Origin of the sequence: Anaerotignum sp. (assembly GCF_045122575.1) — a bacterium.
Lineage (GTDB): Bacteria > Bacillota > Clostridia > Lachnospirales > Anaerotignaceae > Anaerotignum_A.
Map to the genome: position 1 here is coordinate 1 of NZ_JBGVHV010000163.1, position 16,616 is coordinate 16,616.

General features: G+C 46.0%; 17 protein-coding genes and 1 tRNA gene. 5 read left to right on the forward strand and 13 right to left on the reverse strand.

The genetic code is table 11. The features are described from left to right. Positions 1–136: 136 nt before the first annotated feature. From rlmD to ACJMLT_RS08070, 4 genes are read right to left on the reverse strand one after another with little or no spacing between them, the layout of a single operon-like run. Positions 137–1,504 carry a 23S rRNA (uracil(1939)-C(5))-methyltransferase RlmD gene (gene rlmD, locus ACJMLT_RS08055; protein ID WP_405729185.1) on the reverse strand — a complete coding sequence of 456 codons (1,368 nt, stop codon included), beginning with the start codon at positions 1,502–1,504 and terminating at the stop codon, positions 137–139. Then, the gene (locus ACJMLT_RS08060; protein WP_405729188.1) at positions 1,482–2,126 is read right to left on the reverse strand and encodes a CRISPR-associated protein Cas4; all 645 of its coding nucleotides are present in this window, start codon (positions 2,124–2,126) and stop codon (positions 1,482–1,484) included. Before ACJMLT_RS08060 ends, rlmD begins: the two co-directional genes overlap by 23 nt. Beyond that, positions 2,110–2,406: a hypothetical protein gene (locus ACJMLT_RS08065; RefSeq protein ID WP_405729191.1), complete on the reverse strand. Its 297-nt coding sequence runs from the start codon at positions 2,404–2,406 to the stop codon at positions 2,110–2,112. The genes ACJMLT_RS08060 and ACJMLT_RS08065 overlap by 17 nt, the downstream gene beginning before the upstream one ends. Positions 2,407–2,418: 12 nt before the next feature. Continuing rightward, positions 2,419–3,363, reverse strand: coding sequence for a 3'-5' exoribonuclease YhaM family protein (locus tag ACJMLT_RS08070; RefSeq protein ID WP_405729194.1), 945 nt, complete (start codon positions 3,361–3,363; stop codon positions 2,419–2,421). 257 nt (positions 3,364–3,620) lie between these two features. Between ACJMLT_RS08070 and ACJMLT_RS08075 the strand changes: the two genes are divergently transcribed. The 3 genes from ACJMLT_RS08075 to ACJMLT_RS08085 all read left to right on the forward strand — a co-directional run bounded on the left by ACJMLT_RS08075 (position 3,621) and on the right by ACJMLT_RS08085 (position 5,912). Further along, the gene (locus ACJMLT_RS08075) at positions 3,621–4,751 is read left to right on the forward strand and encodes a copper amine oxidase N-terminal domain-containing protein (protein WP_405729197.1); all 1,131 of its coding nucleotides are present in this window, start codon (positions 3,621–3,623) and stop codon (positions 4,749–4,751) included. 72 nt (positions 4,752–4,823) lie between these two features. Further along, the gene (locus ACJMLT_RS08080; protein ID WP_405729200.1) at positions 4,824–5,474 is read left to right on the forward strand and encodes a CatA-like O-acetyltransferase; all 651 of its coding nucleotides are present in this window, start codon (positions 4,824–4,826) and stop codon (positions 5,472–5,474) included. 12 nt (positions 5,475–5,486) lie between these two features. Next, positions 5,487–5,912, forward strand: a complete 426-nt coding sequence (locus ACJMLT_RS08085) for a DUF523 domain-containing protein (protein ID WP_405729203.1) — start codon at positions 5,487–5,489, stop codon at positions 5,910–5,912. Positions 5,913–5,959: 47 nt separating this feature from the next. Here the strand turns inward: ACJMLT_RS08085 and ACJMLT_RS08090 are convergent, their stop codons facing one another. The 7 genes from ACJMLT_RS08090 to ACJMLT_RS08120 form a co-directional block, all read right to left on the reverse strand. Further along, positions 5,960–6,706: an amino acid ABC transporter ATP-binding protein gene (locus ACJMLT_RS08090; protein WP_405729206.1), complete on the reverse strand. Its 747-nt coding sequence runs from the start codon at positions 6,704–6,706 to the stop codon at positions 5,960–5,962. Then, positions 6,696–7,406 carry an amino acid ABC transporter permease gene (locus ACJMLT_RS08095; RefSeq protein WP_405729209.1) on the reverse strand — a complete coding sequence of 237 codons (711 nt, stop codon included), beginning with the start codon at positions 7,404–7,406 and terminating at the stop codon, positions 6,696–6,698. Before ACJMLT_RS08095 ends, ACJMLT_RS08090 begins: the two co-directional genes overlap by 11 nt. Positions 7,407–7,501: 95 nt before the next feature. Then, on the reverse strand, positions 7,502–8,290 hold the full coding sequence (locus ACJMLT_RS08100) for a transporter substrate-binding domain-containing protein (RefSeq protein WP_405729212.1): 789 nt from the start codon (positions 8,288–8,290) through the stop codon (positions 7,502–7,504). A 308-nt stretch (positions 8,291–8,598) separates the two neighbouring features. Then, a complete protein-coding gene (locus ACJMLT_RS08105) occupies positions 8,599–9,873 on the reverse strand; it encodes a chloride channel protein (protein ID WP_405729215.1) in 1,275 nt (424 codons plus the stop codon). A 121-nt stretch (positions 9,874–9,994) separates the two neighbouring features. Then, entirely contained in the window at positions 9,995–10,189 is a 195-nt protein-coding gene (locus ACJMLT_RS08110) for a DUF6440 family protein (RefSeq protein ID WP_405729218.1), read from the reverse strand. Between the two features lie 3 nt (positions 10,190–10,192). After that, positions 10,193–12,421, reverse strand: a complete 2,229-nt coding sequence (locus tag ACJMLT_RS08115; protein WP_405729221.1) for a sensor histidine kinase — start codon at positions 12,419–12,421, stop codon at positions 10,193–10,195. Next, positions 12,396–13,091 carry a response regulator transcription factor gene (locus ACJMLT_RS08120; protein WP_405729224.1) on the reverse strand — a complete coding sequence of 232 codons (696 nt, stop codon included), beginning with the start codon at positions 13,089–13,091 and terminating at the stop codon, positions 12,396–12,398. The genes ACJMLT_RS08115 and ACJMLT_RS08120 overlap by 26 nt, the downstream gene beginning before the upstream one ends. A 259-nt stretch (positions 13,092–13,350) precedes the next feature. Between ACJMLT_RS08120 and ACJMLT_RS08125 the strand changes: the two genes are divergently transcribed. Both ACJMLT_RS08125 and ACJMLT_RS08130 read left to right on the forward strand, forming a co-directional pair. Beyond that, positions 13,351–13,423: transfer RNA gene (locus ACJMLT_RS08125), tRNA-Lys, on the forward strand. Between the two features lie 23 nt (positions 13,424–13,446). Next, complete coding sequence (locus ACJMLT_RS08130) at positions 13,447–14,844, forward strand: MATE family efflux transporter (RefSeq protein WP_405729227.1); 1,398 nt, start codon at positions 13,447–13,449, stop codon at positions 14,842–14,844. A 37-nt stretch (positions 14,845–14,881) separates the two neighbouring features. On the opposite strand, the gene hflX is transcribed toward ACJMLT_RS08130, so the two are convergent. After that, positions 14,882–16,165: a GTPase HflX gene (gene hflX / locus ACJMLT_RS08135; RefSeq protein WP_405729230.1), complete on the reverse strand. Its 1,284-nt coding sequence runs from the start codon at positions 16,163–16,165 to the stop codon at positions 14,882–14,884. Position 16,166: 1 nt separating this feature from the next. Continuing rightward, on the reverse strand, positions 16,167–16,616 hold a 450-nt coding region (gene dapF / locus ACJMLT_RS08140), incomplete at its 5' end, for a diaminopimelate epimerase (protein ID WP_405729233.1).

The following is a 16,616-nucleotide window of genomic DNA, read 5'->3' on the forward strand; positions in this document are numbered from 1 at the left end:
TGTGCAAGAAAAAGGGTGTTCAATCCCATTTTCGTTCCTCCTTCGCTAATCGCCTTTCAGGCCATGGCATGACAGAAAAGAGGCAATGTATCCACATTACCTCTCTTTTATATCTTTTTCCAGAAAATCTAAAATTTTACGCCTTCTGCTTTTGAAGCATAGATACGACCTCGACATGGACACTATGGCTGAACTGATCCACGGGCTGAACTTCCTTCAGTTCATAACCACCTTCCTTCAGAACTACCAGATCCCTTGCCCATGTAGCAGGGTTACAGGAAACATATACGATTTTTTCGGGGCTGATCTGCAGGATAGTTTCCAGCAGTTTTTCATCACAGCCCTTTCTGGGAGGATCGACCACAACGATATCCGCTGTAATGCCCTCTTCTTTATACAGTCTGGGAATGACTTCCTCCGCTGCGCCCACGGCAAATTCCGCATTGGTAATGCCGTTTCTGGCTGCATTTTTCTTTGCATCGGCAATGGCTTCGGGAACGATTTCCACACCGAATACCTTTTTCGCCTTTCTGGCAAAGAAGAGAGAAATGGTACCAATGCCGCAATACAGGTCAAGAACCGTTTCATCCCCTTTCAGCCCTGCCAGTTCTACCGCTTTGCCATACAGCACTTCTGTCTGAATGGGATTCACCTGATAGAAGGACAGAGGGGAAATTTCAAATTGGATGCCGTCGATAGAATCCGTAATGGTATCCTTGCCCCAGAGGGTAATGATTTTCTGACCAAGGATCACATTTGTTTTTTCTTTATTTACATTCAGAACGATAGAAACAATGCCTTCCACCTTCTGCAAACGTTCCACCAGAATTTCGCTGTTGGGCAGTTTTTTGCCATTGATGACGATGCAGACCATGATCTCGCCGCTGTTTCTGCCGATACGAGTCAAAATATGGCGCACCAGACCTTTATGTTTTTCCTCATCATACAAAGGAATATTAAATTCATTCAGAAATTCTCTGACAATGCCGATGATCACATCATTACATTCATTCTGCAGGAAACATTTTTCTGTATCCACGATGCGATGGCTTCTTTTTGCGTAGAAACCGATGGCACAGCCATCCTTTCCTCTTCCCACAGGGAACTGAGCCTTATTGCGGTATCTCCAAGGATCTTCCATCCCCAGCGCAGGTTTTACTTCCACACCCTTGATGCCGCCAATGCGTTCCATCACGTCTTTCACTTCTCTGGTTTTATAAGCCAGTTCCGCTTCATAGGACAGATGCTGCAGCTGACAACCGCCGCACTGTTTCGCCACAGGGCACACAGGATCTCTGCGTTCCGGAGATGCTTCCAGAATTTCCATCAGTTTGCCATAGCCGTAGTTTTTCTTTACTTTTACGATCAGCACACTGATTTTTTCCCCGGGCAGCGCACCTTCCACAAAGACCGTATAGCCATCAATGCGGCCAATGCCTTCGCCGTTACTACCCAGTGCATCGATCTGCATTTCATAAGTTTTATTCTTCTCTACAGGAATCATCTTGTTCCTCTTCTCCTTTAACTATCTCTGTTTCAGAAAACTGACATACTGTGCCGTTGCAGACACAGGGGCGGCAGGTAGCAAAGCTGGGCTTTGCCTTGCCTGCGCCATATTGCAGCATATCTCGCATCTCTTTCATGGTCGAAAGCACCTCATTGCGGATTTTTGCCGTATTTTTGATTTCAAACATATAGTCCTGATAAACGATGCGGCCGAAAGGCGGCTTCTGCCCATAGACATCCTCCAGAATCAGGAAATAAGCCCCCAACTGCAGCAGGTCGCCATGATGGGGCAGTTCTTCTTCGCCGATGGAACCGCTTTTCAGTTCCACCGGAACGATTTTCTTCAGAATGGGGCTCTGAAAAACATAGTCCGGCTTTCCCTGCAGTTCGTATTTGGCAGAGTAAAGCAGTTTCCCGAAATCCTCTTCATGCTTTTTGCCTTGTTTCTGATCGGCATAAATGAGGGCATAGCCCCGTACATCGTCTCTGGCTGTCAGTTTCTGTATCTTCGGTTTTCCCTTTTTCAAAAGCAGGAGCAATCCCAAAAGGCCTGCGATCGCAATGATCGCCCAGTCCGCAAAACCGAATCTGCTTACCATATTTTCAAACAACTCCGCCATGTTTGATCCACCAATATCCCGCTGCTGCCGCTGCCGTAAAAAGGATCACGATCAGTTTCCAAAGCATTCTTTTGCATTTCAGCAAAAGATAACTTCTGCGGTGATATTTTTCTCCTTTCCGAAATTCGCTGGCCAGACTGTCTTCCAGATTGAGCCGTTCATTTCGTTCTACATACAACCTTCTCAGTTCTTTGCGGCCATAGAGCCGTTCATAATACCACTGATAGGGGCAGTAATCGAATTTGCTGATTTCATGGGCGGAAAGCGTTTTCCTTTCCATATCTCTTTCCTCTTATTTCCAATCGGATTTTCTGATATTTCTCGCCAGCATACGATGGTAACCTGCCCAGCTGCCCTGGGTATCGTTGGCTGCGATCATATCTTCGAACATCTTTGTTTTGGCATCCATGTTATCTGCGCAATGCAGGATAAAGGCTTCGATGGTTTCGGGCACCTTGGGAGAACCGTATTCCAGTTCGCCATGGTGAGACAGAATGCAATGCATCATCAGATTTGCCAGCTGTGCAGGGAAACCTTCGATTCTTGCCGCTGTATCACGAATCAGCTGTGCCCCCATAAAGATATGACCCAGCAACTGACCTTCATCGGTATAATCATTTTCAGGGAAATCGGAAAGTTCCATGATTTTTGCCACATCGTGCAGCATCGCACAGGCCACCAGCATATCTCTGTCTACAAACTGATATCTGGGTGCCATAAAATCACAGATCTGTGTCACAGACAGGGTATGTTCCACTAATCCCCCACGGTAGTTATGATGCATGGTCTTTGCTGCGGAATGATATTTGAAATCCTTGCTGATCACAGGGTGTTTCTGGAAGATTTCCTCCAGCAGTTTTTTGATATAGGGGTTCTGGATGGTCTTGATATAGCCCATCAGCTGATTGAACATTTCGTCGATGTTCTTTTCTGTGCTGGGGATAAAATCCGCAGGATCATACTCCCCTTCCCGACTGCGGCGCACACGTTTTACGTTCAGCTGCAGTTCATTATTGAATGTTGTTACGAAAGCGTCGATCTTGATGAAATCATTTTCCTGAAAGGACTGGATATCTTTATTCATATCCCAGACCTTTGCATCCACGATGCCTGTTTTGTCCTGTAATTTCAAGGAGAGATATGTTTTCCCATTGCGAGATTTCATACTTTGTCTGGATTTGCAGAGGTAATGCTCAATGACAGTTTCTCCCTCTCTTAATTCGTTGATATATTTCATGCCTTTCCTCCGTTTCTATTCTTTCGGCAATGATTTTTTACACATACTGCTCCATTTTGGATTACCTTTTATTATACTATATTTTTCAGGATTACACCAGCAGAACACCCGTCTTTGCAGAAAAAATCCCTTCATGGAACAAAAAGTACATCTGTACGTCAAACATTAAGAAAATCTTATGATTCCCCGCCTTGGTTTTTCATGGTGGGTATGATATCATATAAAAAATAGTTTGATTATAAAAAGGAGGACGACACATGAATAAAAAAGTACTTTGCAGCGTTCTTTCCGCAGCGATTCTTTTCGGCACATGCCCTGTAACTGCAATGGCAGAAGAACCCCTTCATACACTGGATACAGACATCATGGACTTTCGCTATGCAGAGGAAGACCGTGAAGGCGACGGCTGGTACTGGGATGCTAACGGCCTGACGCTGACACTGGAAAACTTCTATTATGAAGTTCCCGAAGGCAAACTGGAAGAAAAAGCAGCGATCTATCTGCCCGATGAAGCTTATGTGGAAATCGAAGGCAAAGATAACGTGCTGAATATTCATTCTTACCGCTGTGATGCCTTCTACTGCGAAGGTGAAGTAAACTTTTATGGCGACGGTGAACTGGAAATTACACTGGACAGTTCCGGTGCCGATGCTATTTTTGTAAAAAAAGGCCCCCTGCTGATCGATGATGAAGTAGAGATCACCGTAGAATCCAAAGGCTATGTGATCTATCTGGACAACGCCAGAGGAGACAAAACTCTGATCAGCATTCAGGACGATGCGAAACTGATTTTCAATAAAAAAGACCACAAAGACCGCAACATTGTTCTGGTAAAAAAATCCGGTGTAAAAACTTCTTCCAACTGGCTGGATTATGCCGAAACCGATGACGAGTGGGATGATGATTACATCAATCTGGTGGCCAGAAAAGCTGTAGCAAAACCCGAAACAGAAGAACCTGCACAGGACGAAGACACCTCTGCGGAATCCGCCGCACTGAATGAATACAAAATTATCATCGGTGCCAAAAAGATCCTGAAAAACGGCGAAGTTTCCTATACCGCAGACGTAGCACCCTATCTGAACAAAGACGGCTATACTATGCTGCCTCTGCGCGCTCTGCTGGAAGTTTCCAACCCCGAACAGGTCGTAAACTGGAACAACGGCACAAAAAGCGCCCACACATTTGTAAACAACAAACTGGTAAGCATCAAACCCGGTGAATCAACCTACACAAAAGCACTGGATAAAATCGTACTTTCCACTCCTGCAGAAACAGTGAACGGCAGACTGTTCGTTTCCCTGAGAGACTGGATGAGCATTATGGAAATCGATGGTTCTCAGCTGAATTGGGATGCAGCAACAAAAACAGTGACACTGACATACTAAGAAATCTCTCGCCCTTCTGTACGAAGGGCTTTTTTATGTTATAATGAAAAAAACAACGAAAGGATGATCCCCATGAAAGAAGCAATTTTCACCTTATATGACAGAAATACATGGCCCCGCAGTGAGCATTTCGATTATTATACCAAAGGCTTCGTCAAGTCCGTAAATTCCATGACTGTACGTCTGGATGTGACCCATTTTCTTTCAGAAACAAAAAAAAGGGGATTAAAATTCTTTCCTGCATTTGCCGCTCTGACAGGGCAGCTCATCGCATCCATGCCCGAAATGTGTACCAACGTGGATAAAGACGGAAATCCCGGTTATTTCTCTTACCTGAATCCCAATTTTACCATCTTCCATGAGGATGACGAAACTTTCTCTGATGTATGGAGCCAGTATGATGCGGATTTTAATGCCTTTTACAACAACCTGCTGGCTGATGCCGAAACCTATAAAGATAAAAAAGGGATCAAAGTAAAAGAAGGACAGCCTATGAATTTCTTCTGTATCTCCTGTGTTCCCTGGATGGATTATACCGCATACTGCCCCGTAAATTACGGCGGTTCCCCCAATCTGTTCCCTCTCATCACCTTTGGGAAATACACAGAAGAAAACGGCAGATCCACCATGCCCTTTACCCTGACCATCAGCCACGCCTGCATGGACGGCTATCATCTGTCCAGGTTTTTCAACGATCTGCAGGAAAAACTGAATCAATTTTAAGGAGGAAAAGACATGAAAATCGCAGTCAGCGCATGCCTGCTGGGGCATAACTGCAAATACAGCGGCGGCAACAACCGCAGCCAGAAGGTTCTGGATTATATTGAGGGACACGAAGTCATTCCTGTTTGTCCCGAAGTCAGCGGCGGTATGCCCGTTCCCCGTGTTCCTGTGGAACTGAAGGACGGCAAAGCCATCAACCGCGACGGAGAAGACGTAACCGAATTTTTCCAGAGCGGCGTGGAAAAGACCATGGAAAAACTGAATGGTGAAACCATTGACCTCGCCATCCTGCAGCCCAGAAGCCCCTCCTGCGGCTGCAAGCAGATCTATGACGGTTCTTTCACCAAAACCCTGATCGAAGGGAAAGGAATGTTTGCACAGGCTCTGGCGGCTGCAGGCATCCCCATGATGGATGGAGACGATGTACCTGAAAAATGAACAAAAAAATGCCTCAGACTTCCGTCTGAGGCTTATTTTTATTGTAATTACAGCACTTTCGCCAGGAACTGTTGCAGTCGGTCACTCTTAGGAGAATCAAAGATTTCCGCAGGAGTGCCTTCTTCTACCTGTTTGCCATCTGCCATGAACATCACGCGGGTAGCAACTTCCTTCGCAAAGCCCATTTCGTGGGTAACAACCACCATTGTCATGTTATCATGAGCCAGCTGTTTCATTACTTCCAGAACTTCACCAACCATTTCGGGATCCAGTGCGGATGTAGGTTCGTCAAACAGCATTACTTCTGGTTCCATGCACAGAGCACGCACAATAGCAATACGCTGTTTCTGACCACCGGACAGCTGAGAAGGATATGCATTAGCTCTGTCTTCCAGACCAACACGTTTCAGCAGCTGCATTGCTTTTTCTGTTGCTTCTGCTTCGCTCTTTTTCAGCAGTTTCATAGGAGCGATGGTCATATTTTTCAGGATCGTCATGTGAGGGAACAGGTTGAAATGCTGGAACACCATGCCCATTTTCTGACGATGGATATTGATATCTGTTTTTTCATCTGTGATAGCTGTACCTTCAAAGAAGATGCTGCCGCCTGTAGGCACTTCCAGCAGGTTCAGACAACGCAGGAAAGTAGATTTACCGGAACCGGAAGGGCCGATCACTACAACCACTTCGCCTTTTTTGATTTCTGTATTGATACCATCCAGGGCTTTGATCTCGCCGCCTTTATAGTATTTCTGCAGATTTTCAACTTTGATCAGAGTTTCATTAGCGTTCACTGTTTCTCAACCTCCTTTCAAGGATACTAACCAAATATGTGAAGAACATTACCATCGCCAAATAGATGATGGCAACGCCGATCAGTGGCATAAATGCGTCATAAGTACGGCTTCTGATGATGTCGCCGCCCTTTGTCAGGTCATGCATCGCAATGTAGCCGGATACAGATGTTTCTTTCAGCAGTACGATAAATTCATTCGCCAGTGCAGGCAGTACGTTTTTGAATGCCTGTGGAATGATGATATATCTCATTGTCTGCACGAAGTTAAAGCCCAGGCTGCGGCCTGCTTCAAACTGGCCATTATCGATCGCCATGATACCGCTTCGGAAAATTTCCGCTACATAAGCACCGGAGTTCATACCGAAGGCAATGGTTGCAACCAGGATCTGATTTGTGGTGGAAACCAGAACAACATAGTACATGATCATCAACTGTACAACAACGGGGGTACCGCGGATCACAGTCAGATAAACATGGGCAATACCGTTCAGTATTGTCAGGATCAGCTTGCCAAAGCCTTTCATTTCTTTCCCGTTCTTATCGTATGTAGAACGGATGATCGCGATGAAAATACCGATGATGACACCCAGAATCAAGGAAAAGAATGTGATCTGCAGTGTAGCACCAAGGCCATCCCACAGATATTTCCATCTGTTAGATTCAATGAAGTTGAAAATAAAACGTTCTTTCAAACTCATTTCAGAAAACGCCCCTTTCTAAAGTTTCATAAACAGCAAATCAGGGATGACCTTGGCCACCCCTGAAAGTTACCTTCTCAAAATTTCAATTTTGATTATTCAGCGCTGATGTATTTGTCGATGATTTTCTGAACTGTACCGTCAGCGATCAGTTCTTTCAGTGCGCCGTTTACTTTTTCTGTCAGTTCGCTGTCTTTTGCGAAGCAGATAGCGTAATCTTCTTCAGCGTATGCTGTTTCCAGAATTTTCAGACCTGCGTTTGCTGCAACGAATTCTTTTGCAGGTTCGTTATCGATAACAACACAGTCAACTTTGCCTTCTGTCAGAGCCAAAACAGCGTCAGCGCCTTTGTTGAATCTGGAAACTGTAGCCAGACCTTCGTCTTCCAGATCCCATGTGGAGTACAGGTCACCTGTTGTACCTGTCTGAACACCGATCACGTGTGTATCTTCACCTGCAAACAGGTGATCTACGTCTGTGATTTCGGAATCTTCTGTAACGATAACTACCTGTACGCCTTTTGCGTAGGAATCAGAGAAGTCTACAGACTGCATTCTTTCTTCTGTTACTGTCATACCAGCCATACCAAAGCTTGCTTTGCCACTTGTTACTGCAGGGATGATCGCGTCAAATTCCATATCGGAAATTTCAAAGCCCATACCCAGTTTTTCAGCGATTGCAGCACCAACTTCTGCATCGATACCAACGATTTCTTCACCTTCGTAGTATTCGTAAGGAGGGAATGCTGCGTTTGTAGCCATTACCAGTGTTTCTGTTTCATCTGCAGGTGCTTCTGCTTCGGAACCGCCGCCGCAGCCAACCAGAGATGTCATCATTGCAAATACCATTGTTGTAGCCAAAAGGCCTTTCATAAATTTTTTCATGATCTTTTCCTCCCAAATGTATGATACATTTTTCATGTACTGATTTATAAATGGAATTATACTCTCAAAGTGCATAAAATACAATGACCAACTTAAACTATAAATTCCGGATTTCACCCCATTTTTTCATGCAACATATACTATTTTCAATAGAAATTCAAAAGAAAAGCGGCTTTTTTCCTTATTTCGAAAAAAACCGCCTTTTATTTTTTTATAACAATTTATGCATAAAATAATGAATATTTTTAAATTATACACCTCTTGTATACAAAGTCCAGATTATAAATCCTTTTCGTTCCTGTGATTCATCAATGTACATTCTTATTGATGAACTCAGGCTGCACCTTGGAATACATGATCTTCTGTTCCGAATACAGACCATAATAGCCGGAAAGCATGTAGCTGATGCCGCAGCAAAGAGCAAAATAGCCTGTCCCCTTGAAACCAAACAGTTCGATACACAAAACAATTGATGCCAGCGGACAATTCGTTACACCACAGAAAACTGCTGCCATACAAAGTGCCGCTGCAAATCCTGCAGGAAGCCCTAAAAGAGAGCCTGCCACACAGCCGAAGGTCGCACCGATAAAGAAGGACGGTACGATCTCGCCGCCTTTATACCCTGCCCCCAGCGTCAGCGCCGTAAAGAGGATCTTCAGCAGAAAGGCTTCCGCCTTTGCGTCTCCATGCAGGGCATTGGTAATGATATCCATGCCGGCACCGTTGTAATCTCTGCAGCCGACCAGATATGTCAGTGCGATCACGATACAGCCCCCGAGAAATACACGCAGCATGGGGTTCTGAATATATTTTCGATAAATATGAGAGGTATGTTCCATAACAATACAGAACAGGATGCTGACCAGCGCAGAAGCGATCCCCAGGATCACGACCCCACAGCTGACCTCCATCATGATCTTTTCAGGAATATGCGCAATAGTAAAAGCCGTAGGCGCGATCCCCATAGCCTGAGACATACCAGAGGCTACCAGTGCCGCCACCGTACAGGGCACAATAGCCGAATAATGCATCACGCCCACAGTGATGACTTCCATGGCAAAGATCACAGAAGTCAGAGGCGTGCCAAACAACGCAGAAAACCCTGCTGCCATACCGCACATCGTCATGATTCGTTTTTCTTTTTCGTTCAGTTCCCACATGCGGCCAAAACTGGATGCAAGGCTGCCCCCCAGCTGCAGTGCAGCCCCTTCTCTGCCGGCGGAACCGCCCAGAAGATGGGTCACCACCGTACTGAAGAAGATCAGCGGTGCTGTTTTGATGGTCACATCTTCATTGGAACGGACGGCTACGAGGATAAAATTCGTTCCTCTATCCTTTTCCATGCCTGCCAAACGATAAGCCAGAACGATGGCCAGACCACCCAAAGGCAGAAGCCACAGGAGCATCGGATGTTCCATGCGGAATTCCGTCGCCCATTCCAGCATCAGATGGAAGGCGATCCCTACCAAACCGACCACAAAACCGATGGCGATCCCGGCACACATCCACGCGATAAAATGCAGGAAATTATCCTCACTTCTATCAAATTTATCCTGATATTTATTATAAAATTCTCTGATCACAGGACTCTCCTCCCGATTATTGCCTGAATTGAAACAACAGATAGTATACACCTCAAAAATCACCTTCGCAACTATTTTGCAAAGAAAAAGTGTCTGATCTTTTCAGTCAGACACTTTGTTTTTATTTGTATGGATCATAAATAGAAGGTTTCCCCTCTTTATCCAGCAGGGGGGTAATCCCTCCACCATAACCATTGACACAAATCAGATACTGTACGCCGGTTTCTTTATCCAAGATGATCTCGATCGTACCCATTTTCTGAGAATAAATTTTTTCAAATCGATCATCTACCTTTTCTCCCATATATTTTGCCATAAATTATTCCTCCTCAATGTCTTCCTCCTCATCCACCCAGAGAGGGATGCTGACGATGGACTTGAACAGATCGCCGTCCACCTGAATCCCAAAGGTACCGCCCTGAATTTCCGCAAGGCTCTGAGTAATGGAAAGCCCCAGCCCGCTGCCTTCCGTGGTGCGGCTTTCGTCCCCGCGGACAAAACGCTCTGTCAGTCTGGTCTCATCAAAATCGATGGGAGCCGCAGAGATATTTTTCATCACCAGTACACCATAGCCGTCCATTTTGAAAATATCCACATAAACACGGGAATTGGGCATGGAATATTTGATGACATTGGAAAGCAGATTTTCCAGAATCCGCCACATGTGGCCGCCGTCAGCATCGATAAATACAGGTTCTTCGCAGCTGACCTTGAAAACCAGCCCCATGGCTTCCGTCTTATCTTCCATTTCTCCCATGGCCTGCAGCGTCAGCTGTTTATAATCCACCCGCATTTTTTCTACGGTCAGATTTCCGCTGGAAGCCTTGCTGGCTTCGATCAGGTCTTCGATCAGCTGCTTCAGGCGATAGGATTTCTCATGGAGTACTTCCACGTAAGCCCCTGCCCTTTCGTTTTCCAGTTTTTCCTTTTTCAGCAGATCCACATAGGAAATAATGGAAGTCAGAGGTGTTTTCAGGTCATGGGAAACATTTGTGATCAGTTCTGCCTTCATTCGTTCCCCTTTGACGGCATCGTCTACCGCATTTTTAAACCCTTCCTGAATATTGGCCACATCTTCCGCAAAATTCAGAAAAGAAGGAGAGATCTTATTCAGATCCAGCGCATAAGAGAAGTTCCCTTTCGCACTTTCCTTTACAGAAACCATGATCTCCTTCAGAGAGCGCAGCGCACGAATAAACAGATACATGCAGAAAACATTGAACAGCAGCAGCCCTATCCCAAAAGGTATGGCAATTTTGGGGTATCCGTAAAGCGGCGCCAGTACGATGGCCCCCATAAGGGCACAGTTGCCCAGACCATAGCACAGCATGACAATGACCATCCACCCACGAAAGGTTTTGCCTGTGAAAAGTTCACTCATCCTGCGGATGGATACAGAGATCCATGTATTACGAAAGAAGCTTCTGTCCTTCACCTGTCTTGATACGGAAAGCACATAACTGAGGCCAATGGCTACCGCCGACAGATACAATACCCCCAGCATCGTAGCAAAAACATAGCTCCAGAACTGCACCGTCCCCTGCAGGATCGTCTCGATCAATACCGTCGCTACCATCGTAGAAGCCACTGCATAAAGGAATACCAGCAGGAAATGCACTTCGTTATAAATGCGGTCTACGACCATGAACTGTACCTTGCCATAGCGTTCCTTCTGTCCCGTCACGCGGATCAGATGGATCAGACAGGCAACCGCCCCCAGAAGGGATACGAAAAACACACCAAACAGAGCCGGCAGACTTTGCTTTGCGTAACTGAAATCCTGCCCCATGTCATAAAAAGCATCTCCTGGCAGCAGTGGATCACGGATCGCGCCATAAAACTTATAGTTACTCTGTTCCAGAACCGGATTGCTGTATGCATCAAAATAATAGGCAGTATCTCCCAAATGATCGCTGCTGAACCCCGCTGAAAGCACCAGCGTACGATCCGCTTCGTCGATTTCACCTTTGGATGCATTGCCGCCAATCAGATTTCCCTTTTCATCCTCTACATAGTAAAGAAAGTTTCTCAGTTCTTCCAGATAGCGGATACTGCTTTTATATTCATCCAGCTGACGCTGGATATACATTTTATAATAAGAAGGAAGGCGGCTTTCCACCAGTTCCTGATATTCTTTCAGATTTCCCTGCAGGCTTTCCGGGATCGTGCCATAGATGATCAAACCGTCATAGGTTTCATTGATCTCCGTATTGCCGGTAATGACCCCGTCCATAATGCCGTAATATCGTTTGAATCCGCTGATCAGTTCTTCTCTGTCCACTGTTTCACCAGCTTCGATACGGGCTTCATTCTGATAATGGATATCTGCCAGCACCGCCTGATCCAACGCCTTACTGAATAGTGAATGAAATTCCTGTGTGTCATACACCGTATCCGCATTGATGACATCTCTGTTCCATTCTTTGGAAATATTCACCGCAACTACATTACAGAAAAAGATGGACATGGCGCAGGCGAAAAACAGGAGGACACCAATGGCCTTCCACCGCATCTGAAACGCTTTAGATTTTTTCAATTTTGTAGCCAATACCCCACACCACCTTCAGATATCTGGGTTCCTTTGGATTGATCTCAATTTTTTCACGAATACGACGAATATGCACAGAAACTGTATTTTCCGGCGCAAAGGAATGTTCATTCCATACCTTTTCATAAATTTCATCGATAGAGAATACCTTACCTGCATTTTCCATCAACAGCTGCAGGATCCCATATTCCGTTGCAGTCAGACGGATCAGTTCTCCTTCCACCCGCACCTGTTTGGAATCCTTATCCAGTTCGATGCCACCGATACGGATCAGATTATTCTTTTCCGCAATGCTGCCCAGGGCTGTATAACGACGCATGTGGCTTTTTACACGAGCCATCAATTCCAGTGGATTAAAGGGCTTTGTGATATAGTCATCGGCACCGAAATTCAGACCGAGGATCTTATCCGTATCTTCCGACTTGGCAGAAAGAATTATAATGGGGATATTCAGATTTTCTCTGATCTTCACTGTTGCCTGCAGCCCGTCCATCTGGGGCATCATAATATCCAGCAGGATCAGATGGATCTCGTTTTCTTCCAGCGCCTGCAAAGCCTCCAGACCGTTATAGGCCTTGATCACATGATAACCTTCCTGTTTTAAATAAATTTCAATGGCATCTACGATGCTCTTATCATCATCACAAACCAAAATATTGAACTGTTCCATTCAGCTTCTGCCCCCTTGTTCTTTTTCTTTTCTGATTATAGCATAAACGCATGATGGTTATGACAAAATGCGCCTGTTTTCATGATTTCCCATTCTTATCATACCACGTTCGAAGCAGAAAATGGAGATTCCAATCCTTACATTTTTCTTAACATTTTTCTTAACATTTTTCCGATCAAAAAAATACCGCAATTTTTTCAGAAAATCAAAAAAATCCGTTGACAAAAAGTTTATTATCCATTATAATAATTTTCGTTGCGGGTCACTAGCTCAGTCGGTAGAGCACTGGACTTTTAATCCAGGTGTCCCGGGTTCGAGTCCCGGGTGACTCACTTTTCAGACCAAGGTTTATGCCTTGGTCTTTCTTATTTTTTTACAAAAGATAATTTCATTGAAAGTTGGTGTATTTATGGCAAAAGATATGACAGTTGGCTCTCCTGCCAAGCAAATTTTATCCTTCTCCATTCCCCTTCTGATCGGGAATCTGTTTCAGCAGTTTTACAATATGGCTGACGCCTTTATTGTTGGACGCACCCTCGGCTCCAATGCCCTCGCCGCCGTTGGCTGTACCGGCGGACTGATGTTTCTAATCCTCGGCTTTGCCACAGGGGCTACCGCAGGTATGTCTATTGCCACTGCCCAACGGTTTGGTGCTCAGGATGAAGAAGGAGTGAAACACAGTTTTGCCGTTTCCGCCCTCATCAGCATCATCATTACAGTCATACTGACGCTAGTCGGTGTTCTCGGCACAAGAGCCATGCTGACACTGCTGCGTACCCCTGCAGAAATATTTGACGATGCTTACCGCTATTTCATCGTCATCGTGGCAGGTACGGTCTCCTGCATGCTGTTTAACCTGATGAGCAATATCATGCGTGCCGTAGGGGACAGCATCAGCCCGCTGATTTTTCTGATCATCGCCTGTGTTTTGAATATCCTTCTGGACTACGTCTTTATTCTTGGCTTTGGTATGGGTACGGAAGGTGCAAGCTATGCCACTGTTCTGGCGCAGTTTCTTTCCGGGCTTCTCTGTATTGCCTATGTGAAATGGAAGGTGCCTGTTCTCTGTATCAGCAAACGTCATTTCAAATGTACTGCCGCCGACTGGAAGCAGCACCTGCACTTAGGGCTTCCTATGGGCTTTCAGTCCTCCATCATTGCCCTTGGCACCATTGTGGTACAGTTTGCCCTCAATGCACTGGGCACCACAGAGATCGCCGCTTATACAGCCGCTATGAAACTGGATAACTTAGGGGTGCTGCCGCTGATGTCCTTTGGCATCGCCATGGCCACTTACGTTGGTCAGAACCACGGTGCAAACAAGCCCCATCGTATTCGTCAGGGGATCTTCCAGTGCTGCATCATTTCCGTGATCTTTGCCGTCGGTATCGGGATCATTGATGTCTGCTTCGGTGATGCCCTTTCTGCCCTGTTCCTGCAGGGAGACGAGAAAGCCATCGCCCTTTCCCATGAATTTCTGATCATCAACGGGGTCTGTTATCCTCTGCTCGGCCTACTGTTTGTATTCCGTTATTCCCTACAGGGTCTGGGCTACAGCTTCGTGCCTACCGTTGCAGGTATTGCGGAACTGGTGATGCGAAGTATCGCTGCCATTGCCCTGACTTCTGTCATCGGCTATGCCGGCACCTGTATCGCCAATCCGTTGGCTTGGATCGGTTCTCTGACACCACTGACCCTTGCCATCGTTCCCGTTTTAAGAAAGATGCCGAAAAAAGAATTTCCTCAACTATAACAAAAAGCCTTAAGGTATACTCCTTAAGGCTTTTTTCTTATGCTTCCACTTTAAATTTTGCCAGTCTGTTGGCAGATTCCTCATCCACATAGACCTCCAGCAGAACGCCTTCCGCCGTATGTTCTTCCCGAATGATCTCACATCTGCCATGTACCCAGCCGATCAGGCTGCCTTCTGTATAAGGCACCAGAGCTGTCATGGATTTGCGGAAACTCTGCAGCAGCTTTTCGATGCGTTCCAGCAAAAGATCCATACCGTCGCCCTTCCATGCGGATACCTGCACGATATCTCTTGCCATGGTGTCCATGGGCAGAGGCAGTTCCACATCATTATCCATTTTGTTGAATACCGTAATGACAGGCGTATTTTCACATTTCAGGGATTTCAGGGTTTCATAAACCACCTTCATGTGTTCCGCTCTGTTGGGGTTGGATGCATCCACCACATGCAGCAGGATATCTGCATACTGCAGTTCTTCCAGCGTAGCGCGGAAGGCCTGTACCAGATGATGAGGCAGCTTCTGAATGAAACCTACCGTATCTGTCAGGAAAATTTCAGAACCACCGGGCAGTTCCACTTTTCTGGTGGTAGTATCCAATGTAGCGAAAAGTTTATTTTCCGCCAGAACCCCTGCATCGGACAGATAGTTCAGGATAGTAGATTTCCCCGCATTGGTATAGCCTACCAGAGAAACGACAGGCGTGCCCTTTTTGCTTCTCTGATTGCGCAGCAATTCACGATGGGTGCGGATATCCTGTGCTTCTCGGTTCAGCTCTGCAATACGTTCCTTGATGTATCTTCTGTCTGTTTCCAGTTTTGTTTCCCCGGGACCTCTGGTACCGATGCCGCCGCCCAGACGGGACATGGATGCACCGATCCCCACCAGCCGGGACAGTCTGTATTTCAGCTGTGCCAGTTCTACCTGAATCTTCCCTTCACCGGACAATGCCCTTGCCGCAAAGATATCCAGGATGACCATGGTTCTGTCCATGACTTTTGTACCCAGCATCTGTTCCAGATTCTTCATCTGAGCAGGAGAAAGTTCATCATCACAGACGATACCGGTGGCATCATAGGCCGCCAGCATGGTTTTCAGTTCTTCGATCTTCCCTGTCCCCAGATAATGACCGGGATGAATGCGTTCTCTTTTCTGGATGGTACGGGCAACGGCTGTTGCACCTGCTGTTTTGATCAGTTCTTCCAGTTCATCCAGGCAGGCTTCTGTTTCCATGGCAGAACGGCTGCGTCTGTCGTCCATTTCCACGGCTACCAGAATGACTCTTTCCTCCAGATCATTCAATTCGTGTAATTCTTTTGCCATATCATACCTCCTGCAGCCATACACCATCAAAGGAGAAGGCAGCAGGACCGGTCATGTAAACATGATTGTCTTCTTCTCTCCATTCAATAGTCAATGTGCCGCCGATCAATTCCACATCTACTTTTCTGCCGGTTTTGCCGTTCAGATGACAGGCCACGGCTGTTGCACAGGCACCTGTACCGCAGGCCCATGTTTCACCACTGCCTCGTTCCCATACACGCATTTTTACATGGCCTTCGTCAATGACTTCCACCATTTCCGTATTCACTCTTTCAGGGAACATGGGGTGACATTCAGATACCTTGCCGTAAGTTTCCAGAGGAAAATCCTTTACGTTATCCACAAACGCAACGGCGTGAGGGTTCCCCATGGAAACGCAGGTATAATCAAACTCTCTGTCCAGGATCTGTACTTTTTCCCCGATCACAGAGGATTTTTCACTTACTACGGG

Coding starts and splice junctions, on each gene's coding strand:
- rlmD (WP_405729185.1), bottom strand. CDS start 1,504: ATGATTCCTGTAGAGAAGAATAAAACTTATGAAATGCAGATCGATGCA.
- ACJMLT_RS08060 (WP_405729188.1), bottom strand. CDS start 2,126: ATGGCGGAGTTGTTTGAAAATATGGTAAGCAGATTCGGTTTTGCGGAC.
- ACJMLT_RS08065 (WP_405729191.1), bottom strand. CDS start 2,406: ATGGAAAGGAAAACGCTTTCCGCCCATGAAATCAGCAAATTCGATTAC.
- ACJMLT_RS08070 (WP_405729194.1), bottom strand. CDS start 3,363: ATGAAATATATCAACGAATTAAGAGAGGGAGAAACTGTCATTGAGCAT.
- ACJMLT_RS08075 (WP_405729197.1), top strand. CDS start 3,621: ATGAATAAAAAAGTACTTTGCAGCGTTCTTTCCGCAGCGATTCTTTTC.
- ACJMLT_RS08080 (WP_405729200.1), top strand. CDS start 4,824: ATGAAAGAAGCAATTTTCACCTTATATGACAGAAATACATGGCCCCGC.
- ACJMLT_RS08085 (WP_405729203.1), top strand. CDS start 5,487: ATGAAAATCGCAGTCAGCGCATGCCTGCTGGGGCATAACTGCAAATAC.
- ACJMLT_RS08095 (WP_405729209.1), bottom strand. CDS start 7,406: ATGAGTTTGAAAGAACGTTTTATTTTCAACTTCATTGAATCTAACAGA.
- ACJMLT_RS08100 (WP_405729212.1), bottom strand. CDS start 8,290: ATGAAAAAATTTATGAAAGGCCTTTTGGCTACAACAATGGTATTTGCA.
- ACJMLT_RS08110 (WP_405729218.1), bottom strand. CDS start 10,189: ATGGCAAAATATATGGGAGAAAAGGTAGATGATCGATTTGAAAAAATT.
- ACJMLT_RS08120 (WP_405729224.1), bottom strand. CDS start 13,091: ATGGAACAGTTCAATATTTTGGTTTGTGATGATGATAAGAGCATCGTA.
- hflX (WP_405729230.1), bottom strand. CDS start 16,165: ATGGCAAAAGAATTACACGAATTGAATGATCTGGAGGAAAGAGTCATT.